The organism is Pseudomonas sp. Pse1 (genome assembly GCF_024519635.1).
GTDB lineage: Bacteria > Pseudomonadota > Gammaproteobacteria > Pseudomonadales > Pseudomonadaceae > Aquipseudomonas.
Genome location: NZ_JALJRO010000013.1, coordinates 99,430 through 125,082, shown reverse-complemented (window position 1 = coordinate 125,082; position 25,653 = coordinate 99,430). Strand labels below are relative to the sequence as shown.

Genomic DNA, 25,653 nt, shown 5'->3' with positions numbered 1-25,653 from the left:
CGCGTAAAGGGGCTTGCACAGGAGGTTTGCGATGGGCGCTATCTTGAATCTGGTCGAACGTAATCTGCACGAAGTGCAGGTCGATGCCGACCGCATGCTGTTTCACATCCCCAGCAGTTCGCTGTTCGCCAGCGATGAACTGACGGGCACCATCATCGATACGTTACGCGGCCCGGGCTGCTCGTCGGACGAACTGATCCGGCGCCTCGGCGCACGCTTCAACGGCGAGGAAATCAGCGAAACCCTGCGCGAGCTGATGGCCCTGGAACTGGTTAGCGACGGCTCGCCGCTGACCCCGGACATTGCCACCAAACGGGTCGAGCGCACGGCAATCAACACCGTGGTGCTCAACGTCAACACCGGCTGCAACCTGAGCTGCACCTACTGCTACAAGGAAGACCTCGACAAACCCTCGGCCGGCAAGAAGATGGACGTCGAAACCGCCATCGCCTCGGTGGAAATGCTCCTGCGCGAGTCACCGGACGAAGAGCGGTTTACGGTTGTGTTTTTTGGTGGGGAGCCGCTGAGCAATCGCAAGCTGATCGAGTACATGGTCGACTATTGTGAAAAGCGGTTTGCCGAGGCGGGCAAGTTCGTCGAATTCGTCATGACCACCAACGCCACGCTGCTCACCGAAGACACCGTGGACTACCTGAATGCCCACCGCTTCGGTTTGTCGGTGAGCATCGACGGGCCAAAAACCGTGCACGACCGCAACCGCATCACCGTGGGCGGGCAGGGTACCTATGATGTGGTGCGGCGCAAGGCCGAGATGCTCCTGTCGCGCTACAACAGTCGACCGGTGGGCGCTCGCGTGACCCTGACCACCGGGGTCACCGACGTCGAGACCATCTGGGATCACCTGTTCAACGAACTGGGTTTTGCCGAAGTCGGCTTCGCCCCGGTGACCTCTGGCGACATCAGTAGCTTCAACCTCAGCAGCGACGAACTGGTGCAGGTGTTCGCCAACATGAAGGCCCTCGGTCGACGTTACCTGGAAGCAGCACTGGAGCATCGCAACATCGGTTTCTCCAACCTGCATCAGCTGATTACCGACATCCACGAGGGCCACAAGAAAGCCCTGCCGTGCGGTGCCGGGCTGAAGATGCTGGCGGTGGATCACAAGGGCGAACTCAACCTTTGCCACCGTTTCACCGGCTCGACGTTGCCGACCTTCGGCAACGTCCACAGCGGTGTGAAACAGATGGAGTTGAACGACTTCCTGTCCGAGCGCCTCGATCGCACCAACACCGGTTGCAACGACTGCAACATCCGCAACCTGTGTTCCGGTGGCTGCTATCACGAGAGCTATGCACGCTACGGCGATCCGACGCACCCGACTTACCACTACTGCGAACTGATGCGTGACTGGGTCGACTTCGGCATCGAGGTCTACACCCGGATCATGGCCAATAACCCTGCGTTCATCAGCAGTTACATCACTCCGCGCAAGGCTCACTGATATGAAACATCTCAAGGCAATCAATAACAAAGCGTTGAAGCTGGATCAGGCCGCGGACGAGAACCGCATCGAAGAAGTGGTGGCCATGAGCTCCGTGGCGGGGTGCGCATCGACCACCGACCCGGGTTGGGAGATCGATGCGTTCGGTGGCGTGTCGTCGCTGTGCCAGCCGATGGAGGCCGATCTCTACGGCTGCTCCGACCCTTGCTGGTGGCCAGCTCAGGTGCCGGACATGATGAGCACCTACCCGGACTGGAATAAGGATGCCCAGGCGTCCAACGACAACTGGCGCAACCTCGGCACTGTCTTCCCGAAAGACAAGTGATCAGATAACAAGAAGGATTCCAGCATGCACAGCATCAAAGCCTGCGGCCTGGCCGCGTTTGCCCTCTTGAGCAGCTGTTCGCTCAGTGTTTTGGCCGATGAAAACCTCGCGCTCAACGCTGGTCACGAATACATGGTGACCACCAATTACCCGAACAACCTGCACGTCATCGACCTGCAGACCGATACCCTGTACAAGACCTGCAAGCTGGCAGATGCGTTCGGCCCGGGGACCATCCAACTGTCGCCGGACCGCAAGACCGCCTACGTGCTGAACAACCACTACGCCGATGTCTACGGCGTCGAGCTGGACAGCTGCAAGCAGGTATTCCATGCGAGCATTACCCAGCAGCCGGGGGAAAAGGCGCGGTCGATGTTTGCCTTCACCGTCAGTCACGACGGCAAGGAGCTGTACACCATCGCCAACCCGACCCGCATGCTCAACGACCGCTACGAAGTCCAGGCGCCACGGCTTGATGTCTACGCCACCGACGCCGGTCAGGACGCCAAGCCGGTGCGCAGTTTCCCGGCGCCACGTCAGTTGACCATCATGCAGAGCGGCGATGACGGCACCTTGTACGTGGCCGGTGCGGATGTCTACAAGGTCGATGTGAAGACTGGCAAGTTTGACGTGCTGATCCCCAGCCGTCACTGGAAGCGCCCGAATTACAGTGCGCCGGACGTGCTCTACGTGTGGAACCAGCAGACTTACCGCCATGACTTCTCGCTGCTCTACACTGCGGCGAAATTCAAGGACAAGAAGCAGGACCCGGCCACCGCCGAATACCTCTACGGGCTATTCAGCGTCGATCTGAAAACCGGCAAGACCGAGACCACCGACTTCGGTCCGCTGACCGAAATCTACTTCAGCGGCATGCGCTCGCCGAAGGATCCGAACCTGATGTTCGGGGTGCTCAACCGCCTGGCCAAGTACGACATCAAGGAGAAAAAGATGCTCGGGGCGGCGACCCTCGACCACTCCTACTACTGCATTTCCTTCAACAAGGACGGCAGCAAGATCTACCTGGCCGGTACGTTCAACGACGTGGCGATCTTCGATCCCGAGACCATGAAGCAGATCGGCAGCATCAAGCTGCCGGGCGGCGACATGGCGATCACCACGGCGCAGATCTTTACCCGCTGATTACTGCGCAGCGACCCCTGGGCTGCCCCGGCCTGTGACTCAGCGCACCGGGCAGCTCAGGTCACCTTCCTGGCAATCGAGATAGTTCTTGAATGCCGCCACGCGCTTTTCCGTGAGCTCGGCCAGGCAGCCGCTGTAGATCATCGGATAAACGCTGCCGCCCTCGACTCCGGAGGCCGCGAAGCTGCACTCGGCATCGCGGAACGCCACCCAGGCACGCTGGGCGCTGACCAGGCGTTTCTTGTTGTCAGGGTTGTCCTGCAAGCGGCTGTTGATTTGCTTGTACAGGGCGTTGAGCTGGCTGTCGGCCTGCTTGTACTGCTTTGCAGCGCATTCATTCATCGCACCTTGGGTGCTGGCGTTGGCGCAGTCATCAGCCTGGACAGCAGCACTGAGCAGCAACGGTGTCAGGGCCAGGAAATAAGCTAATCGCATAAAAAACACTCGCTTGAGAGTTGAGGATCAGGTTTCAGCTACCGGGCTTCGGTTGCCATTGCGCGCATTCGAGTAGATCCCGGTCGGCCAGCCACGGCACGGCATGGGAGATCCAAATGTGGGCCTCGGGCGTAGCGCCAGGGTCGTCATCCAGGGTCGCCACGCGGACAATCACATGGGGCTGGGCCGGGCGTTCGGCGATCAAGTGGCTGCCACAGCGTGGGCAGAAATGTCGCAGCTTGCCGGGCGAGGATTCAAAGCAAGCCAGCAGGTTCTCACCCCGGGTCCAGCGAAAGTGTTCACGCATTACTCCGGCGGTCGAGGCAAACGCCGCGGCGTGGGCCTTGCGACAGGTGTGGCAATGACAATGGCTGATGGGCATGTCGAGCTGATCGACTTCGTAGGCAATGGCCTGGCACAGGCAACTGCCGCGCAGTGGGCTCATGGTGTATTCCTTCACAGGGCTGATAAGCGGTCAAAAGTGGACGTTAACACTGTTGGCGGGGCGTCGCGCAGATCGGAACAAACCGCGCCAGATTCAGTCACATGGGGTGGATGCAGCAACAGGATTGCCGGTTCCGTTGTCCGCGCCTAGTGTTCACCACAGGAGGTGCCCCATGCACAGTTCAGATCGTATCGAAAGAAAGATCCTGCTCAAGGTACCGCGTTCGACCGTGTGGCGGGTGGTGGCCAACGCTGAAGCCTTCGGTCAGTGGTTTGGCGTGGCGTTGGAGGGCCAGCGTTTTGTCGCTGGCGAGCGCTCTCAGGGGCAGATTACCTTTAAGGGTTACGAACATCTGTTGTGGGATGTCCAGGTCATGCGGGTCGAGCCGGAGCGGGTATTTGCCTTTCGCTGGCATCCTTATGCGGTGGACCCGAACATCGACTACTCCAACGAGCCCACCACCCTGGTGCTGTTCGAGTTGGAAGACAGGGAGGGCGGCACTTTGCTGAAAGTCGTGGAGTCCGGCTTTGATAACATTCCCGAAAGCCGTCGCCTCAAGGCGTTTCGCATGAACAGTCGCGGCTGGGATGAGCAAATGAGCAACATCGAGAAGTACCTTGACCAATTCTGACCCCACCGTTTCGAGCACTGAATGTTTGAGCCGTATCTGAGTCAATGGCAACTGCAGGCCGATGGCGCGCCGATCATCACCCTGGGCAGCCGCCTGTTACCGGTGCGCTATAAGGGCAAGCCGGCAATGCTGAAGATCGCCTTGAATGATGAAGAAAAGTTCGGCAACCGGTTGATGGTCTGGTGGCGTGGCGACGGCGCGGCGCGGGTGTATGCCCATGACGGCGACGGATTGCTGATGGAGCGCGCCGAGGGTCAGCGGTCGTTGCTGCACATGGCCCAGCACGGCGAGGACGACGAGGCCAGCCGAATCATCTGTACCGCCGTGGCGCGCCTGCACCTTCCGCGCTCGTCGCCCTTGCCGCCGCTGGCAAGCATGAAGCACTGGTTTCGCTCACTGCCACCGGCCGCTGCCAGCCATGGCGGGCTGCTGCGCCAGAGCCTGGCCAGTGCCGACTATCTGCTCGCCACGCCGCAGGATATCGTCGTACTGCATGGCGATGTGCACCACAACAACATCCTTGATTTCGCCGAACGCGGCTGGCTGGCCATCGATCCTAAACAGGTCACCGGCGAGCGCACCTTCGACTACGCCAACCTGATCTGCAACCCTGACTTGCCCAGCGCCAGGGACCCACTGCGGTTTACCCGGCAAGTGGCGCTGGTGTCGGAGCTTGCAGGGTTGCAACCTCGGCGCCTGTTGCAATGGGTGTTGGCGTTTGCCGGATTGTCCGCCGCGTGGTTTCTTGAAGATGACGATCGGCAGGCGGCGGACGCTCAGTTGGAGGTCGCCGGACTCGCTGTGCGGGCATTGGACGCCGGATCAGCCACCGGCAACTGACGCAGCCAGCTATGGCGAATGTCTTACACGCGCTGGTAGCAATGTCTTCTATTGCAGATTGGATCCGATGCGTAATCTACACCCATCAACTGAGCACAGGATGTACTCAGGATCATGGATGATCGGCCATTTGCAGGGAGTGCAGCGACAGGATGTCGTCATGGTCTTGAAAAACCCGCTTCGGCGGGTTTTTTTATGGCCTCGATAATCAGCTGCGGACGCTGGCAAGTCGCGCCGCCGCCCGTTCGGTAACCAGCGTGCGCTGCTTGAGCGAGTCGGCAGCCTTTAGCTTTGCCTGCTGCAGGACAGAAGCAGGGGCCGTGCGCGGATCGCCCGAGGCAAACGGCGGTGCCGGCGCGTACTCGAGTTGCAACTGCACCAACTGCGCGACGTCATCGCCATACAACTCGGCCGCCAGGTTCAAGGCGAAGTCGATACCGGCGGTGATCCCGCCGCCGGTCAGCAGGTTGCCGTCGCGCACCACACGCTCCTGCACCGGGATCGCCCCTTGCAGGCTCAACAATTCGTGGTACGCCCAGTGGGTGGTCGCCCGTTTGCCCTGGAGCAGGCCGGCGGCGCCGAGTACCAGGGCGCCGGTGCAGACTGAGGTGACGTAGCGCGCCTTGGCGGCCTTGGCCTGGAGGAAGGCCAGGGTCTGTGGATCCTCCATCAAGGGCTCGACGCCGCTGCCACCGGGTACGCACAGCACGTCGAGGTCCGGGCAGTCGGCAAAGGTCGTGGTCGGCTGGAGGATCAGGCCGGTGCTGGCGGTGACCGGGGCCAACTCCTTCCAGACCAGATGCACCTTCACCTCCGGCAGCGACGCCAGCACGTCATAAGGGCCCGTCAGGTCCAACTGCTGCACCTGGGGGAATACCAGAAAACCAATCTGCAAGGTCATGACATGCGCTCCTGCGTTCGCCTGTAAGCACCCGAAGTGGGTGGACGACTTGACTGTATGCCTCTAGGATTTGGCGTACACGCCAATCAGCCCTCGAATCCCGCCAATCATGTCGACGACCGCGAAAACCATTCACGTCCTGGCCTTTGCCAATACGCAATTGCTGGATGTCACCGGGCCGTTGCAAGTCTTTGCTTCGGCCAACGACATTGCCGCCCAACGCGGGCTGCCGGCACCTTACCAGCCGCGGGTGATCGCCGAGAACGGGGGCGCGGTGCTGTCTTCGGCCGGGTTGGCGATGCTCGCCGATCCGCTGCCGGACACGCCGTCCGATACGCTGATCATCTCCGGTGGCTGGGGTGTCTACGCTGCCGCGCAAAACCCGCAGTTGGTCGACTGGGTGCGCCAGCAGGCCATGCGTTCGCGGCGAGTGGCCTCGGTGTGCACCGGGGCGTTCCTGCTGGCAGCCAGTGGTTGGCTCGACGGGCGGCGGGTGGTCACCCACTGGAGCCGCTGCGAGCAGTTGGCGCAGCAACACCCGCAACTGCGCGTGGAGCCGAATCCGATCTTTATCAACGATGGCCCGGTCTGGACTTCGGCCGGGGTCACCGCAGGCATCGACCTGTCGCTGGCGCTGGTGGAGGCCGACCTGGGCCGTGCCATGGCGCTGGAGGTGGCGCGCCAGTTGGTGGTGTTCCTCAAGCGGCCGGGCGGTCAGTCGCAGTTCAGCGTGACCCTCGACCTGCAACATCAGGGCAAGCGCTTTGACGACCTGCACGCCTGGATCGCGGAAAACCTGCACCTGGATCTGGGGATCGCGGCGCTGGCGCTGCAGGCCGGCATGAGCGAGCGCAGTTTCATCCGCCACTACCGCGCCGACACCGGCCAGACCCCGGCTCGCGCCATCGAGCGAATCCGCGTCGAAACCGCGCGTCGTTTACTCAGCGACACCGGCGTGCCGATCAAGCGCATCGCCGTGCAGTGTGGTTTCGGCAGCGAAGAAACCCTGCGTCGCAGTTTCCTGCGGGCCATGGGCGTGGTCCCGCAGGTCTACCGCGAACGGTTTTCCCGTGAGGCTGTGTAGGGCGAACAGGAGCACAATGCCCTTTGCCAAGGGCAAACGGCATTGTGGTCTAAGGTCGGACTTGAACGTGCGTGGCGGGTTCGCCGGTTTAAAAAAGAGCCTCAAAGCCCTTTGATGGGGAGAAAGTAGAGCCGTTGAGGCTCAAGGTGCACGTAGAGCCAGCGGCGAGCTTGATTGGGGTTTAGAACACCCGCCGCTCACGCAACTGCTGGAGCAAACAGTCAGTTGCGTGGATTCATCGTAGGAAGGTGGCCGACCACACTCAAGTACCGCTAGTCGTGTGACAATAGCGCCCGGGCCCGGGCGTTGAGCCTGTTCACGCAAATGTTCATGACGCCGGTACTTCGCGTCTATTCTCAGGTTTCAGGCAGTGAACAACGCTCCGGTCAAAGTGAATAACAGTCGCTCTTCGCTATTCTTCTGCAGTCTATAGCGGGACTTCTGAAGTGGGTCCTTCCGGTTTTGAGGGGACTTTTGGCGCCCCACGTACGGCCAGGGAGGCTGGGCGATGGCGGCAGTGGACAAGTGACAGCAATGGACACCAGAGCCGGACAAGCAGGGCGCAGTGCTGCGCAGGATTTTTTCGTGCAGACCCTGGAGCAGTGGGGCGATGCCGTAGTGGTGGTCGACGATCAGAGCCTTGTCAGGTTTTTCAACGCCGCCGCCGAACAGTTCTGGGGTCGCCCCCGGCTGGAGGTATTGGGCACTCACGTCGATACGCTGATACCCCTGGCTCTGAACGGCGATGCCGACAGCGCCCGTTCACGGGAGTTGGCGATTGTGCACCGGGACGGCGAAGAGCGCTGGGCCGCGATGTCGCTCTCGACCATCAGGTTGCAGGGACGCGAGCTCGGCGCTTTCTTTCTCAAGGACATTACCGGCACTCGCCCGCAGGACAGTGAACAGCGGCTGCTGTCGATGTCGATCAATGCCAGCCGTTCTGCCACTTGCATCGTCGACGCGCATGCGCGCCTGGTCTACGTCAATGACGGGTTGCTGCAAATGCTCGGTTACGACGGTGCAGCGCTATTGGGGCAATCGCCGCTGATGTTCTTTGTCGGTGACAGCCACGCCGGAGCGGCGGAGCTGCCCGAACTGGCCCAGTTGTTCGGTGCCAATCCCCATGAAATCAGCGCGCTGGTCAGCAAGCGCAACGGCCAGCGGCTGTGGGTGCATGTGTCCTCGAGCCCGGTGTTCGATGCCGGTGGCGAGGTCGAACACAGCATCATGGTGCTGACCGATATCACCCGCTTGAAACTGCACGAAGTGCTGCAGGACAAGGTGGTCGGCGCGCTGTTGAACGAGCAGTCCCTGGAAAGTGTGCTGAGTCTGATGTGCCGGGAAATCGAGCGCATTGCGCCGGAAGTCATTGTGTCGATCCTCAGCGTCGACGCCGGTGGGATCCTGCACCCGCTGGCCGGTCCCGGCTTGCCTGCGGCTTATTCGCAGGCCATCGAGGGCCTGGCGATCGGGCCGTTCACCGGCTCCTGCGGCACCGCAGCGTTTCGTGGCGAACCGGTGCTGGTCACCGACATCGCCACTGATCTGCTGTGGGCAGATTACCGGGACTTGGCCGAGCAGTCCGGCTTGCGGGCTTGCTGGTCGATCCCCGTACGCAACAGCACCGGCCAGGTGGCAGCGACCTTTGCCCTGTACTTTCGCGAATGCCGTGGCCCCGATCCCTTGCATGCGCACCTGGTCACGGCAGGTACGCACCTGTGCATGCTGGCGCTGGAGCGGGAGCAGGCGCGCCAGGCGATTCGCAAGATGGCTTTCTATGACAGCCTGACCGGCTTGCCCAACCGCAGTTTCCTGCTCGGCAAGGCGCAACGCCTGCTGTTCGATGTGGCGCAGGAGCAGGGCGAACTGGCGGTGTTGTTTATCGACCTGGACCGTTTCAAGCAGGTCAACGACGCCCTTGGCCATGGGGCCGGAGACGAGTTGTTGCAGGCCATGGCGCAGCGTCTGCGCAGCGTGATGCGCGAGGGCGATATTGCCGGGCGCCTGTCCGGTGACGAGTTCGTACTGGTATTGCCCAGGCGCAATGCCACCGAGGTCACCCGCGAGCTTGAGCGCTTGCAACGGGTCTTGAGTTTTCCGGTCAGTGTTGCCGGCACCTCTGTGGTGTTGTCGGCGAGCATCGGCATCAGCCTGTATCCCGCTGATGGCCAGGATATGGAAAGCCTGCTGCAGTGCGCTGATATTGCGATGTACCAGGCCAAGCGGGTCGAGCGTGGCAGTTGCCGTTTTTACCTGGAGCAGATGAACCAGATCGCCCAGGAACGCTTGATCCTGGAAACCGCGCTGCGCATGGCGCTGGCCGGAGATGACCTGGAGCTGGCGTATCAGCCACAGATCAACCTGCACACCGGCGCCCTGGTAGGGGTCGAAGCGCTGGCGCGCTGGGAGCATCCGAGCCTGGGTGTGATTTCACCGGAGCGCTTCATTCCGCTGGCCGAAGAGTGCGGGCTGATCAATGAGCTGAGCCAATGGGTGCTGCAAACCGCCTGCGGGCAACTGGCCGAGTGGCGGCTGCAGGGCCTGGTTGTGCCGTCGTTGTCGATCAATCTGTCGCCGATCAATTTTCATGGCGTGAACCTGCCAACGCAGATTGCCCAGCAGTTGCAGCTTCACGAGTTGCAGGCATCGGATCTGTGCATCGAGCTTACCGAAGGGGTGTTGCTGTCCAACAGCGTGGGCACCGAGCACACCCTTGCACAACTGCATGCCCTGGGCGTTCGCCTGGCCATCGATGACTTTGGCACCGGCTATTCCAGCCTTGGCTACTTGCGCCATCTGCCCATCAGTGAGCTGAAGCTGGACAAGAGTTTTGTCGATGACCTGGAGCGCGATGCCTCCTGTCGGGCCCTCAGTGAGTCGGTGATCGGAATCGGCAAAGGCCTGTCGTTGCTGGTGGTGGCCGAGGGCATCGAACACGCGGCCCAGTACGAGATTCTCAAGGAGCAGGGCTACGAGGTGGGGCAGGGTTTTTTCTTTTCGCTGCCGCTGCCATCCGCGGCGTTCATGCAGTGGTTGCGGGCGAGCCAGGGGCAGCCCCATGCCGTCAATACCGCGTCGGCTCAAGCCACGCTGGACTAGCCTCTATCAGTCACTGATATCGGTCAGCGTGATGTGCTGTCCGTCGCCGGCCTGAGGACTGGCGACGCCTTTCTTCTCCCGGCGCTCGTTCATCCAGTCATTGACTTGCGCACCGAACTCGGCAGGCGCCTTGCGCCCGAAGCGCCGGGCCAGGTCGAGAATAGTCTGCTGGGCGAGGGCTTCCTCCATGCGCTTCTGCGCAGTCAGCATGACTCCGTGTACCGCACAGGTGCCTTCCAGCGCCCAGGCCGGTGGCGCTTCTTCGAACAGCGCGCAGCGGCCACGGATTTCTCGGCAATCGAAGATCAGTTTTTTACCGTCGATGGCATTGACGATATCGAGGATGGTGATTTCGTCGGCTGGACGCGCCAGCTTGAAACCGCCGCGCACACCCTCGGTCGCCATCACCAGTTTCGCCTTGGCCAGCTTGGTGAAGATTTTCGCCAGATAGTCCTGGGGCACGCCCTGCAACTCGGCGAGATCGCGCACGCTGGCCTCGCGACTATCACCACCATCGCCCACCAGGAACAACAGGCAATGAATGCCATATTCCACGCCCGCACTGTAAAGGGACATCACCATCTCCGACTGAATGAGTCGTAAATTTTAGCGGGCGAGGGTGGGCTTATGCAATCAAGCAGATTGACTTAAAAGTCAGACGGAAATCGCTGATCCTCCGTGAAACTCTGTCGTTCAAGGGTTAGAGCCGCTGCGGTGGATTGATCAAGGTTTTCGATGGAAATCATCGAGAAAGGTGACTATTCAAGATTAACTACGACCAATAGAGTCGTAGTTATCGAGACGACTCGAACCCTTTATCCCTTGATTCACACCTGGAGCTCATAATGAAACAACACATCCTGGTTATCGGCGCTGGTTTTGGTGGGTTGTGGACGGCGCTCAGCGCTACCCGCCTGTTCGATCTGCACGGTCAGCGTGAGATCGCCGTCACCGTGCTGGCGCCCCAGGCCGAGTTGCGGGTTCGTCCGCGCTTCTACGAGCCCAACGCCCACCAACTGGCCGCGCCTCTGGGTGAGCTGTTCGACGCAGTGGGGGTGGACTTCATCAAGGGCGCCGCGCAGACCATCGACGTGCCGCAAAAACAGGTCGGCTACCGCGATGCCAATGGTGCGCTCCAAACCTGTAACTACGACAAACTGGTGTTGGCTACGGGCAGTGGCCTGGCACTGCCGAACACGCCAGGCGTCGCTGAGCACGCCTTCAATGTCGACCAGATCGAGCAGGCGGTGCGCCTGGAGAATCACCTGAAATCCCTGGCTGAGCGTCCCTATAGCAGGGCACGCAACACGGTGGTGGTGGCCGGTGGCGGTTTCACCGGAATCGAGACCGCCACGGAGATGCCGGCGCGGCTGCGGGCGATTTTCGGCGAGCAGGCCGATATCGAAGTGATCATCGTTGATCGCGGCGATAAGGTCGGTGGCTCCATGGGTGCGCAAATCGCCGGCTCCATCGCCGAGGCCAGCGAAGAGCAGGGTGTGCGCTGGCAGTTGAATTCGTCGGTGGTGGCCGTCGATGAGCAGGGCGTGACCCTGGCCGATGGTCAGCGTATCGACGCCAGCACCGTGGTCTGGACCACCGGGGTGCGCGCCAGTTCGTTGACCGAGCAGATTCCCGCTGAGCGCGATCATCTGGGCCGCCTGCACGTTGACGCTCACCTGCAAGTGCTTGGCCAACCCGACATTTTCGCCACCGGCGACGTGGCCTATGCCGCCAGCGATGACATCGGTAATCACGCGCTGATGACCTGCCAGCACGCCATCTCCCTCGGCCGCCACGCCGGCAACAACGTCGCGGCGCAAATTCTCGGTGTCGAGCCGATGCCCTACAGCCAGCCCAAATACGTCACCTGCCTGGATCTCGGTGCCTGGGGCGCGGTGTACACCGAAGGCTGGGATCGCCAGGTCAAGCTGGTGCGTGAGGAAGGTAAGGCGCTAAAGACCCAGATCAACACCCAGTGGATCTACCCTCCGGCGGCCAACCGTGAAGCGGCCTGGGCGGCAGCGGATCCGCTGATTCCGGTTGCGTGAGGCTGATCGCCAGCGAGTAGGCGTGCTTACTCGCTGGCGAACACCAGGGCCTTGAGCCCGCTTTGCGCGTCGATGTCGGGAAATTCCGGTGGATTTTCCAGGCGCTCGACAAAACGCAGGCTTGGGGCTTCGCGGGTGACACCGTCGATCAGGAAGTCCGGGCCGAACGCCGGGTCGTTCATGCAGGCCAATACCGTGCCTTGGGGCGTGAGCAACTCGGGCAGGCGGCGCAGCACGCGCTGATAGTCCTTGGTCAGCAGGAAGCTGCCTTTCTGGAACGACGGCGGATCGATGATCACCAGGTCGTAGGGTCCGCTGTTGATCACCTTGCCCCACGACTTGAACAAATCATGGCCAAGGAAGCTGACTTTGCTCAGGTCGTGGCCATTGAGGCGATGGTTGTCGCGTCCACGACTCAAGGCAGCACGGGACATGTCGAGATTGACCACCTTTTCGGCGCCACCTTCGATGGCGGCCACCGAGAACCCGCAGGTGTAGGCAAACAGGTTCAGTACCCGTTTGCCCCGGGCATTGTCGCGTACCCAGTTGCGCCCATAGCGCATGTCGAGAAACAACCCGGCATTCTGTTTCTTGCCCAGATCGATGAGGTAGCGCAAGCCGCCTTCGGTCAGCGTCCAGTCCTCGACTTCCTCTCCCGACAGCCATTCGGTGGTGCTTTGTGGCAGGTAACGGTGTTGCAGCAACAGGCTGTGGGCGCCGCTGGCCTGCCATTCGGCCGATTGGCTGAGCTGGCGGAGAAGTTGCTGCAAGGCCAGCAGTTGTTCGGGCTCCGGCTCCTTGAACACCGCGACCAGCACAATGCCTTGCAACCAGTCGACGGTCAGTTGTTCCAGCCCCGGCCAGCAGCGGCCGCGCCCGTGGAACAGGCGGCGGGTTTCAGCGGGGGGCGTTGCCAGCGCGGTCAGCAGGTGAGCGTGCAGGGTGGCGAGGGCATCTGGGGTCATCGAGCGGGGCCGGTCATTCAAGGGGGCGGGAGTTTATCATTTGCGCAACGGCCGGTGCCGAACAACACTCAAGCTTCATCCCCGTCATCGGTCGCCGGCCGGAGCCTGTCATGAATGCTCGTTACCCCGTAATTTCGTTACTGGTTGCCTTGTTGGCCCTTGGCAGCTTGGGCGATGCTCATGGGGCCCAATACAAGTCGGTCAATCCGAAAGCAAGCAAGATCGATTTCAACTTCAAACAGACAGGATCGAGGGTGTACGGGACTTTCGGCGAGTTCAAGGCGAAGCTGGATTTCGACACGGCCAACATCGCGGCGGCCCACACTGAAATCACCATCAAGCTGGACAGCGTCGACGCCGGCAGCCAGGACGCCACCGATGAGCTGAAAACCCCGGACTGGTTCAACACCGAGATGTTTCCCATGGCGCGTTTCGAGTCGAGCAAGATCACCGCGCTGGGCGATGAGCGTTATCGCGTGGAGGGTCACTTGACGTTGAAAGGCGTGACGCGCGACATCGAAGCCGAGATGAGCCTGAAGGCCGAGAGCGGCATTGGCGTATTTAATGGCCAATTCGTGCTCAAGCGCGACGACTTCAAGATTGGCACAGGCTCGTGGGCCAATAGCATGGTGTCGAACGAGATCAACATTCACTTTCGGGTGGTCGCGCCCGAGCAGTGATGGAGGCTCGGGTCCGGGTGGACCCGAGCTGTTTCAGCCTTACGCGCTTAGCTGATGACGCGGTAGCACGGCACGTAGGCCGCGCCGCCTGGCAGCTTCATGCGGTGCTGGGCGACAAACGCCTGCAGCAGTTTGTCCAGCGGTTGCAGGATTTCCGCATCGCCGTGAATCTCGTACGGACCGTGTTCCTCGATCAGGCGAATGCCCTTGTCCTTGACGTTGCCGGCAACGATCCCGGAAAACGCCCGACGCAGGTTCGACGCCAGTTCATGGGCCGGCATGTCGCGGCGCAGTTGCAGGCTTGCCATGTTTTCGTGGGTCGGATCGAATGGACGCTGGAAGCCCTCGTCGATCTTCAGCAGCCAGTTGAAGTGGAATGCGTCGTTGCGCTCGCGGCGGAACTGCTTGACCGCCTTGAGCCCGGCGACCATCTGCCGGGCCACTTGGGCCGGGTCGTCGATGATGATCTCGTAGTGTTTTTGCGCTTCCTCGCCCAATGTCGCGCCGATGAACATGTGCAATTGCTGCAGGTAGGGCTCGGCACTGCGCGGACCGGTCAACACCACCGGGAACGGCAGGTCACGGTTGTCCGGGTGCATGAGGATCCCCAGCAGGTAGAGGAACTCTTCGGCAGTACCGGCGCCGCCCGGGAAGATGATGATGCCGTGGCCGACACGGACGAAGGCTTCCAGGCGCTTCTCGATGTCCGGCAGGATCACCAGCTCGTTGACGATCGGGTTGGGTGCCTCGGCGGCAATGATTCCCGGTTCCGTCAGGCCCAGGTAGCGGCCGTTGGTGATGCGCTGCTTGGCGTGGGAGATGGTCGCGCCCTTCATCGGGCCTTTCATCACGCCAGGGCCGCAACCGGTGCAGACGTCGAGACTGCGCAGTCCCAGTTCGTGGCCGACTTTCTTGGTGTATTGGTACTCCTCGGAGCTGATCGAGTGACCGCCCCAGCACACCACGATCTTCGGTTCGACGCCCGGGCGCAAGGTGCGTGCGTTGCGCAGCAAGTGGAACACGTAGTCGCTGATACCCTGGGAGTTGCTCAGGTCGATGCGCTGGCTGTCCAGCTCGTTCTCGGTGTAGACGATGTCGCGCAGGGCGCTGAACAGCATCTCGCGGGTGCTGGCGATCATTTCACCGTCGACGAAGGCGTCGGCCGGTGCGTTCAGCAGTTCCAGGCGTACGCCGCGGTCCTGCTGGTGAATGCGGATTTCGAAGTCGCGGTAGGCTTCGAGGATGGTTTTGGCGTTGTCGACGTGGGCGCCGGTATTGAGGATGGCCAGGGCGCACTGGCGAAAAAGAGAGTAGATGCTGCCTGTACCCGCGGCGCTCAGCTGTTGGACTTCGCGTTGGGACAGTGTTTCCAGGCTGCCTTTCGGGCTCACCGATGCATTGATTACTTGTCTTGCTGTCATTCTAAATTCCCTGAGAACGATGATCGCGAGCCTGCTGGGCTCAATAACATCAGGATAGTCAGCGCCGAAGCGATCGTGCTGCGCCATCTTCCAGACGCACGCGCATGAATGCAAATCTGCGCGTCATGCGTCGCGCAGCAAGTCGTGGGCATTGAGCAGCTCGTAGGCGATTTGCGGGTGGTTTTCCAGGCCTCGGCGAATCGCTGCGGGAATCGCTTGGCGGGTTTTGCGGCACAGTCCCGGCTGGTCCAGCAAGCGGATGCCGATGCCGCGCATGCTCTTCACTTCGTGGAAACTGGGGGTGATTTCCACGCCTATGCCCAATTGCTCGCGCATGCGTTGTTGCAGGTGCTCGAGGTCGCTCAGACTCTTGAGATTTTCCAGGCGTTCGAGCAGGCGCTTTTCCTCCTGGCGGGTCAGGTAGAGGATGCGCGGGTCGGCGCCGGGCAGTTCGAGTAACGACTCGCGTCCGCAATCACAGGCGCCGGGGGGGCAGGGTTGGCGTATCGGCAAGGAAGCAGTCATGCCTTTGAGCATAGCCAGCGCGGGGCGCTTTTGCTTGCCTTGCCGGGTGAATCTAGCCTTTGTTGGCGCTGAGGATGCTGGCCACCTGGCGCGGCTGGCAGTTGAGATAAGGCGAGGATTTCAGCCAGCGCTGGTCCGGATACCAGGAAAACATGAACTGACCGTCCTTGAGCTTGTCGATTACCTGGCGCGCCACCTGTGGACGTACTGCCGGGCAACCCTGGCTGCGGCCAATTCGGCCCTGGCGTTCGCTCCACAACGGATTCACATAGTCGGCGGCATGGATCACGATCGCCCGGTCACGCGCCAGATCGTTGAAGCCGGGTTCCAGGCCATCCATGCGTAACGAATAGCCGTGGGCGCCCTGATAGCTTTCCTGGGTGCGGAACAGGCCCAGGCTGGACTGGTAGCTGCCCACGCGGTTGGAGAATTGGGTGGCAAAGTTTTCCCCGGACATTTGCCCGTGGGCCACCAGGTCGCGCAGCACCAGGGATTTTTTACGCAGGTCGAAGATCCACAAGCGGCGTGCGGTAGAAGGTTGCGAATAATCGATGACGGCCAGGTGCTCGGCGCGCTGTGCACCGCCGTTGACGGCACATTGCATGGCGCTCAGGGCGCTTTTTAACGCTTGGGGATTGAGTTCCGGGGCTGCGTGGGCGAGGCTGTTGTACAACGCCTGATTGCTGGTGCTGGCGGCGAATGCTGGAGCGCTGATGGCGCCCAGAGTGGTCAGGGCCAGGCAAAGCCGGCGCAAAAGGGTAAGCATGCGTAGAGAGTCCTCAATACTATCGTTGGCTCCCGACTTCCTGTCGCCCCCCGGCCACCCCGATATGGGCTAGCCTGAAGGCTTGCCGCAGCGGGTGCAGAGGTCGACCGTCAAATCGTGACGGCCATGGATTGGAGTAAAGCAGTTGTTCAAAAAGCACGCATATTACTTGAGCCTTTACCTGCTCGCAGTGCCATTGGTCGCGACTGCCCAGAATGAGCTGGCGGATCATGCCAGCCCTTTGCCATTGGCGGCCAGCCAGGTACAGGTCGATTGCCCCGGCCTCAAGCTGCGCCCGGATGCCTCGGCGCAGGCCTTGCTGCAAGCGTTTTACCAGCAGCAGGACAATCTTCCGGTGTGGACCGACGAGGCGCGTGTCAAGGCATTGCTCGGGCAATTCCAGTTGCTGGTCGATGACGGCCTCGATCCCGAACGCTACCGCTTGCCGCCAGCCGATCCGGTGGGCGGGCCGCTGTGCAGCGACATCGGCATCAGCCTGCGTTACCTGCAAGCGCTGCGTGAACTGCGCTATGGCCGCCTGCAGCAAAGCCGCTTCGAGCCGCTTTGGCACGCACAGCCACCGGCGCTGGATCGCAATGCCGAGCTACTGGCGATTGCCAGCCCTGGCCTGCATGACCTGGCAGCCGCCTTCGACGCCGCGCGCCCGCACCTGGAGCAATACCGCAGCCTGCGCCAGGTCTACGCCGGGCAACGCCAGCAACAGCTGCCTCACTGGCCGTTGCTGCCGGACGGCCCGCTGTTGCGTCCAGGCATGCAGGACGCGCGGGTTCCCGTCCTGGCCCAGCGCCTGCTCAATGAAGGCTACCTGACAAATCTGCCAGCCAAGGTCGGCACCGAGTACAACGCGCAACTGACCAGCGCGGTGAAAAGCTTCCAGCTTGACCATTCGCTGCAAGCCGATGGGGTGATCGGCGCCGGCACCCTGGCCGAGCTGAACATCAGTCCAACAATGCGTCGCGAGCAACTGCGGATCAACCTCGAACGCTTCCGCTGGATGGCCCCGGACATGGAACCCGATGGCCTGCTGGTAAATATCGCCGCCGCGCAACTGACGGTGCTGCAGGGCGGCGTACCGGTGTGGCAAACGCGTACCCAGGTCGGGCGCGCCGAGCGGCAAACCCCGCTGCTCAAGTCCCACGTCACGCGTCTGACCCTGAACCCGACCTGGACCATACCGCCGACCATCATGCGCGAAGACAAGCTGCCGCAGATTCGCCGAGACCAGTCCTACCTCAGTCGAGGCGACCTGCAGGTGCTGGACCGCAACGGCAACCCGCTGTCGGCCGACGAGGTCGATTGGGACAATCCCGGCAACATCCTCCTGCGCCAGAGCGCCGGGCCGCGCAATCCGCTGGGGCAGATGGCGGTGCGGTTTCCCAACCCATTCTCGGTGTACCTGCACGATACGCCCAGCCAGGCGCTGTTCCAGAAAGGTCCACGGGCGTTCAGTTCAGGTTGCGTGCGGGTCGAACACGCCTTGCAGCTGCGCGACATGCTGGTGAGTCCGGCGGAACGGGTGCGCACCGACGAGCTGTTGGCCACCGGTCGCACCCATGAATTCCGCTTGTCGGCGCCGGTGCCGATCCTGCTCGGTTACTGGACGGTGCAGGCCGACAGCCATGGGCGCTTGCTGTATGCCCCGGACATCTACAGTCGCGACCCGGTGCTGCTCAATGCACTGGGCATCACCTTGTAGGCGCAATCAACGGCGGTGCTGGTCGAAAGCTTCGGCGAGGGTGCGCCAGATGCAGATCCCGAGGAAGTAGGCCGACATCGCCAGCCACAATCCCATCACCCAGGGATTCAGGCCCGGATGGCCGAGCACCAGTGACAGGCTGCAGAGCAGCCAGATGGCGGTGACGGCGATATTAATCGGCATGAAGCGGCGCACGCGAAACGGGTGGAGGAATTTCATCCGGGTCACTGTGAGCAACGCCAAGGCAATGATACTCAACAGGGTGACCCAGGCAGACGGGGCAATGATGTACAGGCTCAGGGCGACCACGTTCCAGGCAGCGGGGAAACCGACGAAGTAGTTGTCCTTGCTCTTCATGTTGACGTTGCAGAAGCAATACAGCGATGACACCAGGATCACCGAAGTCATCAGCAGCGGGGTGTAGGCGGGCAGGTCGATATAGCGGTAGATGAACAGCGCCGGGATGAACACGTAGGTCAGGTAGTCGATTACCAGGTCCAGCACCGAGCCATCGAACTGCGGCAGCACCGTCGACACATTGACCTTGCGCGCCAGCGAGCCATCCACGCCGTCGACGATTAGCGCCACGCCAAGCCACAGCAGGCAAGCCTTGGGCTGGTTGTCGAACAATGCCAGGGTGGCGAGGAACGCGGTGACCACGCCGGTCGCGGTGAAACCATGGGCACCCCAGGCTTTGAGCGTGGCCATGTGTCGAGTCGAGATCAAGGGCGTTCTCCAGCAAATGAAACGGACCAGCAACGAGCGCTAACCCGAGGTGGGTTGAACGTATCGACCGGAAGCTGCACGAGAAGGTTCACCGGGCGAGGTCTGCGGCGACCTCGCTGTTCCAGTAAAAATAGTTCATCTGCCGAGGGGCCGCCTTGCTGTGCAAGTGCGCAAGATCGTACAAGACAGCCGACAAGCGGGCTGGCACATTCAGTTCCCCTTTTTCCTGTTGTAGAACCCTATGTCCGAGACTCTTTTGCCGCGCAGTGCGTTCCTGCGCGGTGCCGCGGCGGTGATGCCGCTGTCCCTGGCGACGGCACCCTGGGGCCTGCTCGCCGGTTCCATGGCTATCGAAGCCAACCTGACCCCCCTGCAGGGCCAGGGCCTGTCGAGTATCGTCTTCGCCGGCGCGGCGCAATTGGTGGCAATCGGCATGCTCAAGGGCGGGGCGGGGATTTTTTCGATCCTGCTGACCACCTTGCTCCTGACTTCCCAGCATTTGCTGTACGGCATGAGCATGCGCCCGGTGGTGGCGCCGTTGCCGGGGCGCTGGCGGGTCGGCCTGGGCTTTTTGCTCACCGATGAGCTGTTTGCCCTGACCAGTCAGTTCGACCGTCAGCAGTTCAATCGCTGGTATGCCTTGGGCGTCGGGCTGACGTTCTACGTGGCGTGGAACCTGTTCACCCTCGCGGGCATCGTCCTCGGCAGCAGCATTCCCGGGCTTGAGCACCTGGGGCTGGACTTCTCGATTGCCGCGACCTTTATCGCCTTGATCACCCCGGTGGTGCGCAACATCCCGACGGTGGTCTGTGTCGCGGTGTCGCTGTTTTTCTCGGTGCTGTTCCACTACTGGCAGCTCGGCTCGGGACTGGTCCTGGCCGGGTTGCTGGGCATGAGCGCCGGGTTTATCTGCAACAAGTTTTCCGGAGAGCGCACATGATGGTCTGGGCAGTCATTGTCGGCATGGGTTTGCTGGTGTTCCTCAACCGCTACGTGTTTCTCGAACCGCGCCTGCCGGTACGCCTGAGCAGTAACGCGCGGCAGTTTCTCGGCTTCGCCGTACCGGGCATGCTGACGGCGATTTGTGGGCCGATCGTGTTCATGCCCGACCAGCAGTTGAACCTGCAGTGGGATAACCCCTACCTGCTCAGCTCGCTGGTCGCCATCGGCCTGGTGCTCTACACCCGCAGTACCCTGATCAGCATGCTGCTGAGCATGGCGTTCTTTTTTCTCCTGCGCTGGTGGTGGTAGGACGTCAGCCCGACGGTCATGGCGTAATTACCCGGCGGGTCTATCGTTGCCTGACTGAACAACGGCTATCGAGGAGGATTCCGCCATGAATACCAGTGATCTGCTGGAACAATTGCTTCGGGCTGGCCAAGGCTCGCCGACGCCACAAGGCGCTGGGCAGGGCGGCCTCGGCGACTTGGGCGGTCTGCTCGGTGGCCTGCTGGGTGGTGGCGCGGGCGGAGCCGGTGCGGGTGCGGGTGGTCTCGGAGGTTTGCTCGGTGGGCTGTTAGGCGGGTCTGGGGGCGGTATGCCGCAGCAGGGGCGCTCCAGCGGTACCAATTATGCCGCGCTCGCCTCCCTGGGAATGATGGCGTTCCAAGCGTACCAGGCCTGGCAGCGCAATCAGGCCTCGGCCCCGCAACAGGCGCCGCAGACGGTCGACCAGTTGCTTGCCGGCCCCGAAATCGAAGCCCATAGCCACGCAGTGTTGCGCGCGCTGATCGCCGCCGCCAAGGCCGATGGGCGTATCGATGAGCAGGAAAGGCAGATGATCAGTGCCGAGATCGGCCGTCATACCGATGATCCCGATCTGCAGCAATGGCTCGACGATGAAGTCGCCAAACCGCTGGATGCGAACGAAGTGGCCCAGTCCGCCACCGATCCGGCAATTGCTGCTGAAATGTACCTGGCCAGCGTGATGCTGGTGGATGATCAACAGGACGCTGAGCGCGCGTATCTCGATGAACTAGCCGCCGCGCTGAAAATCGATGGGCAATTGCAGCTGCATTTGGAGGAACAGGCTAGGGGCGGCTGAATGATCAGTTATAAAGTCAGATCACATTGGTATAAGTGGTTATAAGAAATATCGCTATCCTGCCTGCCAGTTTTTGCTCGTTACGCTGGCTCTGTAAGGTATGGCAATGGAATTCGGTAATTTGGGTTTTGTGGTTGCAGGCTTGGTTGTCGGATTCATTGTTGGCATGACCGGGATTGGCGGCGGTTCGTTAATGACGCCGATCCTGCTGTGGTTCGGCATCAACCCGGCTACAGCGGTCGGCACCGATTTGCTGTACGCGGCGATCACCAAATCCGGTGGGGTGCTGGTTCATCAGAAGAACCGCAACATCGACTGGAAGATCACCGGCTGGCTGACGGCCGGTAGCGTGCCGGCGGTGGCCGTGACGTTGCTGTTCCTCAAGTACATCGATAACGATGCCCAGGCCACCAACGCGATCATCAAGCAGGCCTTGGGTTTCGTCTTGCTGCTCACCGCGCTGGCGATTCTATTCAAGAAGCAACTGCTGGCCTTTGCCAGCAAACATGCTGGTGATCATTACCACCTGAGCGATCGCAAACTCAATTCGCTGACCGTGGCCACCGGCGCCGTGCTCGGCGTGATGGTGGCGCTGACTTCGATTGGCGCTGGCGCCCTGGGCACCGTGGCGTTGTTTCTGCTCTATCCGTTCCTGGTCACCAAGCGTCTTGTAGGCACCGAAATTGCCCACGCCGTTCCACTGACACTGGTGGCCGGCCTGGGCCATGCCAGCATGGGCAACATGGACTGGCATCTGCTGGGCTTCCTGCTGATGGGCTCATTGCCCGGCATCTACATCGGCAGCCACCTGACCGGTAAAGTCTCCGACGGCGTGCTGCGTCCTTGCCTGGCGGCGATGCTGTTGTTCATTGGTTACAAGTTGGCGTTCTGATTTGCCCACAGGGCCGGACAGTGTCCGGCCCATTCCTTGGCGCCTACTTGCGCGCCTCCAGAATCAAGTTGAAAGGTGTCTCGGCAGCACGCCGAAAATGCCCGAAGCCGGCCTCGCTGAACACCTCACGCAAACGCGCTTCTCCCGCCTGTGCACCGAGTCCCAGACCCACCTCCTGTGACAGCGAATTGGGTGTGCAGATGAAGGTCGAGGCGGCGTAGAACAGGCGCCCGACCGGGGTGCTGTTGTGCTCCAGTTGGTCGTTGGCATAAGGCTCGACCAACAGCACCGTGCCGTCCGGCTTGAGGGATTGATAGGCGTGTCTGGCGGCGCCTACCGGGTCGCCCATGTCGTGCAGGCAGTCGAAATAACACACCAGATCGTAGTCATTGCCCGGGTAGTTTTTCGCGCTGCCCTCGAAGAATTTCACGCGCTCGGCCACGCCACCTTCTGCGGCGCGTTGGTTGGCAGTGCTAATGGAGGGGGCGTGGTAGTCGAAGCCGACGAAGGTGGAGGCGGGGAAGGCCTTGGCCATGACCACGGTCGACGCGCCGTGGCCGCAGCCGATATCCGCTACCTTGGCGCCGGCCTGCAGTTTTTCGACCACGCCGTCCAGTGCCGGCAGCCACTCGGCCACCAGGTGCGCCCGGTAGCCGGGCCGGAAGAAGCGTTCGGTGCCGCTGAACATGCAGTGATGATGATCGCCCCAGGCCAGCGCGCCATTGCCGCGCATCGCCGCTACCAGTTTGTCCTTGTCGTGGTACAGCGCGGCGATCACTCCAGCACCGCCGGCGACGTACACGGGTGAGTCTTCGAGTGCCAGCGCCATAGCTTGCTCCTCGGGCAAACGGAACAGCCCGTCGCTGTGCTCCATGTAGCCCGAGGCGGCATGGGCGCTGAGCCATTCGCGCAGCAGTCGGGCATTGCAGCCGGTCTTGGCGGCCAGCGCCTCGGGGGTGATCGGCTGGCTGTCGGCCATGGCTCGGTACAGGCCCAGTTCTTCACCGAGGATCACGTTGGCGAGCATCGCTGCGCCGCCCATGTCGGTCACCAGCTTGCCCATAAAATCATGCAGTTTGCCTTCGTCCATAACCGCGCCTCCTGAAAGGGCCAGCGCAGGGCGGTACGGTCGCTCGGGCGGTGGTCGGATAGATGATCGGAACGCTCGGACAGGAACGCGCCGCACGCGAATGCCCGGGCATAAACCATGTCCGGGCGGTTTGGACGCGAAGTCGTCGTCCTGCAGGTATGTCACTGTGGGGCAGGGCCCCACAGGACGCTTACGAAGTGGCCATTGGTTCCAGCGTCGTGAACGTGGTAATGGGCAGGCACGCTACTGACGGACGCGGATTTGGCTACGTCCCCCTACTGGGAACTCTGTGAGTGTAGTTGTCATTTCGCGCGCGTGTATGGCCGTTTGTCTTGCCCGGCACGAGGCTCAATGCACGACGCGAGCAGGTGGCGAATCAGGCCCGCTGACCTAAGCTTGGCAACATGGTGATTGAAATTTCCGACAACAAAACTGGATCTTTCGCCTTGATGCGCAATCATAAGCGTCGATATCACAAGGAGATGCGCATGCTCATTCGGTCACTGACCCTCGCTACTCTGCTCGCTGTCGTCGGCCCCGTACTGGCTGCAGACAGCGACTCGCCACTGGCCCAGGAACGCGGCAAGACCCGCCCACTTATTGTCATCGCGCCGAGCAGCGCCGACCCGACGCTGGTCAGCCTGAAAAAGTCCCTGGATGAGCCGGACAACAAAAAAGCCGTTCAGGAACGCAGCATAGTGTTGTTCACCGTGGTCGGGTTGACGGGCCAGCGGGACGGCAAGGACATGGGCACGCAAGACACCATGGCGTTGATTCGTCAGCTGAAGCTTGGGGCCAGCAAGGACACTAACGTGGTGCTGGTCGGCAAGGATGGCGAGAAAAAACCCTTGCTTGAAGGTCCAATCGTAGCGAAGACGATATTCGACACCATCGACCAGTTGCCGGCCGCTGAAAAAGAAGTCGCGCCTCCTGCACCGCCTGTAGCCGAAACACCGCCGGCCAAAGGCGCCAAGGCCTCTAAACCGGTCAAACCGGCGAAGCCACCACAGCCGCTGGATGATTGATTGGCCTTCGCAACGACACAAAACCTGTGGGAGCCAGCCTGCTGGCGATGGGGTCATCAGCAGCACAGCATCAACTTCATCGCACGACCCATCAACAGACAAAAAAACACCCGACGCAACCAAAGTCGCGCCGGGTGGGGTGTCAGTCAGCGCGCGGATATCGTGGGTCCGTTCGCTGACCTTGATGCTCAGGTGTAATCAGGTTCTTTCAATGGCCAGTGCCACGCCCTGACCGCCACCAATACACAGGGTGGCCAGGCCTTTCTTGGCGTCACGCTTGATCATTTCGTGCAGCAACGACACCAGCACTCGGCAGCCCGAGGCGCCGATGGGGTGGCCGAGGGCGATGGCGCCGCCGTTGACGTTGACCTTGCTCGCGTCCCATTTCAGCTCTTTACCCACCGCCAGTGACTGCGCGGCGAAGGCCTCGTTGGCTTCGATCAGGTCCAGTTGCTCCAGGCTCCAGCCGGCCTTGTCGAGGCAGCGGCGGGTTGCCGATACCGGGCCGATGCCCATGATCGCCGGGTCGACGCCGGCGTTGGCGTAGGCGGCGATTTTCGCCAGCACCGGCAGGCCGAGTTGTTTGGCTTTTTCGGCACTCATCAGCAGCACGGCCGCTGCTCCGTCGTTGAGCGAAGAAGCGTTGCCAGCGGTGACGCTGCCGTCCTTCTTGAATGCCGGCTTGAGTTTGGCCAGGGACGTTGCCGTGGTTTCTGCGCGAGGCTGTTCGTCGACGGCGAAGGTCAGTGGATCGCCCTTGCGCTGAGGAATCAGAATCGGCGTGATTTCATCAGCGAAGCGCCCGGCTTCGATGGCGGCCGTGGCTTTTTGCTGGGAGGCGGCGGCGAAGGCATCCTGGTCCTCACGGCTCAGGGTGTACTTGTCCACCAGGTTCTCGGCGGTGATGCCCATGTGGTAGTCGTTGAACGCGTCCCACAGGCCGTCGGTGATCATGCTGTCGATCATCTTCGCATGGCCCATGCGCAGGCCGGTGCGGGCGGCCGGCAACACGTACGGGGCCAGGCTCATGTTCTCCATGCCGCCGGCGATGATCACCTCGGCATCGCCGCAGCGAATCGCCTGGGCGCCCAGGTGCAGGGCCTTGAGGCCCGAGCCGCAGACCTTGTTCAGGGTCATGGCCGGTACGGCATGGGGCAGGCCGGCGAGAATCGCCGCCTGGCGCGCCGGGTTCTGCCCCGAGCCTGCAGTCAGCACCTGGCCGAGCAGCACCTCATCCACCTGCGCCGGATCCAGACCGGTCTGGGCCAGTAGTTGGCGAATAACCGCAGCACCGAGTTCCGGCGCCGGGATGTTCGCCAGCGAACCCTGGAAGCTGCCAATGGCGGTACGGGTAGCGGCGACAATCACGACTTCTTGCATCGAATTTCT

Annotated in this window: 26 protein-coding genes; 15 read left to right on the top strand and 11 right to left on the bottom strand. The window is 61.7% G+C overall.

Translation table 11 applies throughout. From position 1 onward, the window contains the following. The first annotated feature begins 31 nt into the window (after positions 1 to 31). The 3 genes from peaB to peaD are packed head-to-tail and all read left to right on the top strand — an operon-like array spanning position 32 to position 2,930. Positions 32 to 1,462, top strand: coding sequence for a quinohemoprotein amine dehydrogenase maturation protein (gene peaB / locus NR126_RS19520; protein ID WP_027620707.1), 1,431 nt, complete (start codon positions 32 to 34; stop codon positions 1,460 to 1,462). 1 nt (position 1,463) lies between these two features. Next, positions 1,464 to 1,787 (top strand): quinohemoprotein amine dehydrogenase subunit gamma, encoded by a 324-nt coding sequence (gene qhpC / locus NR126_RS19515; protein WP_008016081.1) that lies wholly within the window; start codon positions 1,464 to 1,466, stop codon positions 1,785 to 1,787. 24 nt (positions 1,788 to 1,811) lie between these two features. Beyond that, positions 1,812 to 2,930 carry a quinohemoprotein amine dehydrogenase subunit beta gene (peaD, locus tag NR126_RS19510; protein ID WP_027620706.1) on the top strand — a complete coding sequence of 373 codons (1,119 nt, stop codon included), beginning with the start codon at positions 1,812 to 1,814 and terminating at the stop codon, positions 2,928 to 2,930. A gap of 39 nt (positions 2,931 to 2,969) precedes the next feature. On the opposite strand, the gene NR126_RS19505 is transcribed toward peaD, so the two are convergent. Beyond that, the gene (locus NR126_RS19505) at positions 2,970 to 3,365 is read right to left on the bottom strand and encodes a lysozyme inhibitor LprI family protein (protein WP_027620705.1); all 396 of its coding nucleotides are present in this window, start codon (positions 3,363 to 3,365) and stop codon (positions 2,970 to 2,972) included. 34 nt (positions 3,366 to 3,399) lie between these two features. Beyond that, positions 3,400 to 3,810, bottom strand: coding sequence for a GFA family protein (locus tag NR126_RS19500; protein ID WP_027620704.1), 411 nt, complete (start codon positions 3,808 to 3,810; stop codon positions 3,400 to 3,402). Positions 3,811 to 3,982: 172 nt separating this feature from the next. On the opposite strand from NR126_RS19500, the gene NR126_RS19495 reads away from it, so the two are divergent. Both NR126_RS19495 and NR126_RS19490 read left to right on the top strand, forming a co-directional pair. Then, positions 3,983 to 4,441 carry an SRPBCC family protein gene (locus tag NR126_RS19495; protein WP_256830874.1) on the top strand — a complete coding sequence of 153 codons (459 nt, stop codon included), beginning with the start codon at positions 3,983 to 3,985 and terminating at the stop codon, positions 4,439 to 4,441. Between the two features lie 21 nt (positions 4,442 to 4,462). Continuing rightward, positions 4,463 to 5,281, top strand: a complete 819-nt coding sequence (locus tag NR126_RS19490) for an aminoglycoside phosphotransferase family protein (RefSeq protein ID WP_256830873.1) — start codon at positions 4,463 to 4,465, stop codon at positions 5,279 to 5,281. Positions 5,282 to 5,489: 208 nt separating this feature from the next. Here NR126_RS19490 and inhA read toward each other — a convergent pair whose 3' ends face one another. Then, positions 5,490 to 6,182, bottom strand: coding sequence for an isonitrile hydratase (gene inhA / locus NR126_RS19485; RefSeq protein WP_256830872.1), 693 nt, complete (start codon positions 6,180 to 6,182; stop codon positions 5,490 to 5,492). Between the two features lie 109 nt (positions 6,183 to 6,291). On the opposite strand from inhA, the gene NR126_RS19480 reads away from it, so the two are divergent. Both NR126_RS19480 and NR126_RS19475 read left to right on the top strand, forming a co-directional pair. Further along, positions 6,292 to 7,266 (top strand): GlxA family transcriptional regulator, encoded by a 975-nt coding sequence (locus NR126_RS19480; RefSeq protein WP_027620700.1) that lies wholly within the window; start codon positions 6,292 to 6,294, stop codon positions 7,264 to 7,266. Between the two features lie 534 nt (positions 7,267 to 7,800). Further along, on the top strand, positions 7,801 to 10,365 hold the full coding sequence (locus tag NR126_RS19475) for an EAL domain-containing protein (RefSeq protein WP_051550597.1): 2,565 nt from the start codon (positions 7,801 to 7,803) through the stop codon (positions 10,363 to 10,365). Between the two features lie 6 nt (positions 10,366 to 10,371). Here the strand turns inward: NR126_RS19475 and NR126_RS19470 are convergent, their stop codons facing one another. Beyond that, positions 10,372 to 10,941 (bottom strand): Rrf2 family transcriptional regulator, encoded by a 570-nt coding sequence (locus NR126_RS19470; RefSeq protein WP_027620699.1) that lies wholly within the window; start codon positions 10,939 to 10,941, stop codon positions 10,372 to 10,374. Positions 10,942 to 11,210: 269 nt separating this feature from the next. Here NR126_RS19470 and NR126_RS19465 point away from each other — a divergent pair, with 269 nt between their 5' ends. After that, on the top strand, positions 11,211 to 12,413 hold the full coding sequence (locus NR126_RS19465) for an NAD(P)/FAD-dependent oxidoreductase (protein ID WP_256830871.1): 1,203 nt from the start codon (positions 11,211 to 11,213) through the stop codon (positions 12,411 to 12,413). A gap of 26 nt (positions 12,414 to 12,439) precedes the next feature. On the opposite strand, the gene NR126_RS19460 is transcribed toward NR126_RS19465, so the two are convergent. Beyond that, positions 12,440 to 13,378, bottom strand: coding sequence for a class I SAM-dependent methyltransferase (locus NR126_RS19460; protein ID WP_027620697.1), 939 nt, complete (start codon positions 13,376 to 13,378; stop codon positions 12,440 to 12,442). A gap of 110 nt (positions 13,379 to 13,488) precedes the next feature. Between NR126_RS19460 and NR126_RS19455 the strand changes: the two genes are divergently transcribed. Next, positions 13,489 to 14,058 carry a YceI family protein gene (locus NR126_RS19455; RefSeq protein ID WP_256830870.1) on the top strand — a complete coding sequence of 190 codons (570 nt, stop codon included), beginning with the start codon at positions 13,489 to 13,491 and terminating at the stop codon, positions 14,056 to 14,058. Positions 14,059 to 14,105: 47 nt separating this feature from the next. Here the strand turns inward: NR126_RS19455 and ppnN are convergent, their stop codons facing one another. From ppnN to NR126_RS19440, 3 genes are all read right to left on the bottom strand, one after another. Beyond that, entirely contained in the window at positions 14,106 to 15,479 is a 1,374-nt protein-coding gene (gene ppnN, locus NR126_RS19450; RefSeq protein WP_027620695.1) for a nucleotide 5'-monophosphate nucleosidase PpnN, read from the bottom strand. 123 nt (positions 15,480 to 15,602) lie between these two features. Then, positions 15,603 to 16,004 (bottom strand): hypothetical protein, encoded by a 402-nt coding sequence (locus NR126_RS19445; RefSeq protein WP_027620694.1) that lies wholly within the window; start codon positions 16,002 to 16,004, stop codon positions 15,603 to 15,605. 52 nt (positions 16,005 to 16,056) lie between these two features. Beyond that, positions 16,057 to 16,770: a murein L,D-transpeptidase catalytic domain family protein gene (locus tag NR126_RS19440; RefSeq protein ID WP_027620693.1), complete on the bottom strand. Its 714-nt coding sequence runs from the start codon at positions 16,768 to 16,770 to the stop codon at positions 16,057 to 16,059. Positions 16,771 to 16,915: 145 nt separating this feature from the next. Between NR126_RS19440 and NR126_RS19435 the strand changes: the two genes are divergently transcribed. Further along, positions 16,916 to 18,487: a murein L,D-transpeptidase gene (locus NR126_RS19435; protein WP_027620692.1), complete on the top strand. Its 1,572-nt coding sequence runs from the start codon at positions 16,916 to 16,918 to the stop codon at positions 18,485 to 18,487. A gap of 6 nt (positions 18,488 to 18,493) precedes the next feature. On the opposite strand, the gene pcsA is transcribed toward NR126_RS19435, so the two are convergent. Continuing rightward, on the bottom strand, positions 18,494 to 19,213 hold the full coding sequence (gene pcsA / locus NR126_RS19430) for a phosphatidylcholine synthase (RefSeq protein ID WP_027620691.1): 720 nt from the start codon (positions 19,211 to 19,213) through the stop codon (positions 18,494 to 18,496). A 241-nt stretch (positions 19,214 to 19,454) separates the two neighbouring features. On the opposite strand from pcsA, the gene NR126_RS19425 reads away from it, so the two are divergent. The 4 genes from NR126_RS19425 (at position 19,455) to NR126_RS19410 (ending at position 22,149) form a co-directional block, all read left to right on the top strand. Next, a complete protein-coding gene (locus NR126_RS19425; protein WP_027620690.1) occupies positions 19,455 to 20,153 on the top strand; it encodes an AzlC family ABC transporter permease in 699 nt (232 codons plus the stop codon). Beyond that, positions 20,153 to 20,464, top strand: coding sequence for an AzlD domain-containing protein (locus tag NR126_RS19420; RefSeq protein ID WP_177327289.1), 312 nt, complete (start codon positions 20,153 to 20,155; stop codon positions 20,462 to 20,464). Before NR126_RS19425 ends, NR126_RS19420 begins: the two co-directional genes overlap by 1 nt. A gap of 85 nt (positions 20,465 to 20,549) precedes the next feature. Next, entirely contained in the window at positions 20,550 to 21,257 is a 708-nt protein-coding gene (locus tag NR126_RS19415) for a tellurite resistance TerB family protein (protein ID WP_256830868.1), read from the top strand. Positions 21,258 to 21,363: 106 nt separating this feature from the next. Further along, positions 21,364 to 22,149: a sulfite exporter TauE/SafE family protein gene (locus NR126_RS19410; RefSeq protein WP_027620687.1), complete on the top strand. Its 786-nt coding sequence runs from the start codon at positions 21,364 to 21,366 to the stop codon at positions 22,147 to 22,149. A 43-nt stretch (positions 22,150 to 22,192) separates the two neighbouring features. Here the strand turns inward: NR126_RS19410 and NR126_RS19405 are convergent, their stop codons facing one another. Then, positions 22,193 to 23,239: a methyltransferase domain-containing protein gene (locus tag NR126_RS19405; protein WP_105754747.1), complete on the bottom strand. Its 1,047-nt coding sequence runs from the start codon at positions 23,237 to 23,239 to the stop codon at positions 22,193 to 22,195. 488 nt (positions 23,240 to 23,727) lie between these two features. On the opposite strand from NR126_RS19405, the gene NR126_RS19400 reads away from it, so the two are divergent. Next, entirely contained in the window at positions 23,728 to 24,264 is a 537-nt protein-coding gene (locus tag NR126_RS19400; RefSeq protein ID WP_105754767.1) for a DUF4174 domain-containing protein, read from the top strand. A gap of 198 nt (positions 24,265 to 24,462) precedes the next feature. On the opposite strand, the gene NR126_RS19395 is transcribed toward NR126_RS19400, so the two are convergent. Next, positions 24,463 to 25,644 carry an acetyl-CoA C-acetyltransferase gene (locus tag NR126_RS19395; protein ID WP_256830867.1) on the bottom strand — a complete coding sequence of 394 codons (1,182 nt, stop codon included), beginning with the start codon at positions 25,642 to 25,644 and terminating at the stop codon, positions 24,463 to 24,465. Positions 25,645 to 25,653: the final 9 nt, after the last annotated feature.

What these genes read in the sequence shown, in the direction of transcription:
- NR126_RS19415 (WP_256830868.1), top strand. Translation starts at nt 20,550, where the DNA reads ATGAATACCAGTGATCTGCTGGAACAATTGCTTCGGGCTGGCCAAGGC.
- NR126_RS19480 (WP_027620700.1), top strand. Translation starts at nt 6,292, where the DNA reads ATGTCGACGACCGCGAAAACCATTCACGTCCTGGCCTTTGCCAATACG.
- NR126_RS19500 (WP_027620704.1), bottom strand. Translation starts at nt 3,810, where the DNA reads ATGAGCCCACTGCGCGGCAGTTGCCTGTGCCAGGCCATTGCCTACGAA.
- NR126_RS19455 (WP_256830870.1), top strand. Translation starts at nt 13,489, where the DNA reads ATGAATGCTCGTTACCCCGTAATTTCGTTACTGGTTGCCTTGTTGGCC.
- NR126_RS19400 (WP_105754767.1), top strand. Translation starts at nt 23,728, where the DNA reads ATGCTCATTCGGTCACTGACCCTCGCTACTCTGCTCGCTGTCGTCGGC.
- NR126_RS19505 (WP_027620705.1), bottom strand. Translation starts at nt 3,365, where the DNA reads ATGCGATTAGCTTATTTCCTGGCCCTGACACCGTTGCTGCTCAGTGCT.
- NR126_RS19470 (WP_027620699.1), bottom strand. Translation starts at nt 10,941, where the DNA reads ATGTCCCTTTACAGTGCGGGCGTGGAATATGGCATTCATTGCCTGTTG.
- peaD (WP_027620706.1), top strand. Translation starts at nt 1,812, where the DNA reads ATGCACAGCATCAAAGCCTGCGGCCTGGCCGCGTTTGCCCTCTTGAGC.
- NR126_RS19395 (WP_256830867.1), bottom strand. Translation starts at nt 25,644, where the DNA reads ATGCAAGAAGTCGTGATTGTCGCCGCTACCCGTACCGCCATTGGCAGC.
- NR126_RS19405 (WP_105754747.1), bottom strand. Translation starts at nt 23,239, where the DNA reads ATGGACGAAGGCAAACTGCATGATTTTATGGGCAAGCTGGTGACCGAC.
- NR126_RS19495 (WP_256830874.1), top strand. Translation starts at nt 3,983, where the DNA reads ATGCACAGTTCAGATCGTATCGAAAGAAAGATCCTGCTCAAGGTACCG.
- NR126_RS19440 (WP_027620693.1), bottom strand. Translation starts at nt 16,770, where the DNA reads ATGCTTACCCTTTTGCGCCGGCTTTGCCTGGCCCTGACCACTCTGGGC.
- NR126_RS19425 (WP_027620690.1), top strand. Translation starts at nt 19,455, where the DNA reads ATGTCCGAGACTCTTTTGCCGCGCAGTGCGTTCCTGCGCGGTGCCGCG.
- NR126_RS19410 (WP_027620687.1), top strand. Translation starts at nt 21,364, where the DNA reads ATGGAATTCGGTAATTTGGGTTTTGTGGTTGCAGGCTTGGTTGTCGGA.
- NR126_RS19465 (WP_256830871.1), top strand. Translation starts at nt 11,211, where the DNA reads ATGAAACAACACATCCTGGTTATCGGCGCTGGTTTTGGTGGGTTGTGG.
- qhpC (WP_008016081.1), top strand. Translation starts at nt 1,464, where the DNA reads ATGAAACATCTCAAGGCAATCAATAACAAAGCGTTGAAGCTGGATCAG.
- NR126_RS19445 (WP_027620694.1), bottom strand. Translation starts at nt 16,004, where the DNA reads ATGACTGCTTCCTTGCCGATACGCCAACCCTGCCCCCCCGGCGCCTGT.
- NR126_RS19475 (WP_051550597.1), top strand. Translation starts at nt 7,801, where the DNA reads ATGGACACCAGAGCCGGACAAGCAGGGCGCAGTGCTGCGCAGGATTTT.
- peaB (WP_027620707.1), top strand. Translation starts at nt 32, where the DNA reads ATGGGCGCTATCTTGAATCTGGTCGAACGTAATCTGCACGAAGTGCAG.
- inhA (WP_256830872.1), bottom strand. Translation starts at nt 6,182, where the DNA reads ATGACCTTGCAGATTGGTTTTCTGGTATTCCCCCAGGTGCAGCAGTTG.
- NR126_RS19490 (WP_256830873.1), top strand. Translation starts at nt 4,463, where the DNA reads ATGTTTGAGCCGTATCTGAGTCAATGGCAACTGCAGGCCGATGGCGCG.
- NR126_RS19420 (WP_177327289.1), top strand. Translation starts at nt 20,153, where the DNA reads ATGGTCTGGGCAGTCATTGTCGGCATGGGTTTGCTGGTGTTCCTCAAC.
- ppnN (WP_027620695.1), bottom strand. Translation starts at nt 15,479, where the DNA reads ATGACAGCAAGACAAGTAATCAATGCATCGGTGAGCCCGAAAGGCAGC.
- NR126_RS19460 (WP_027620697.1), bottom strand. Translation starts at nt 13,378, where the DNA reads ATGACCCCAGATGCCCTCGCCACCCTGCACGCTCACCTGCTGACCGCG.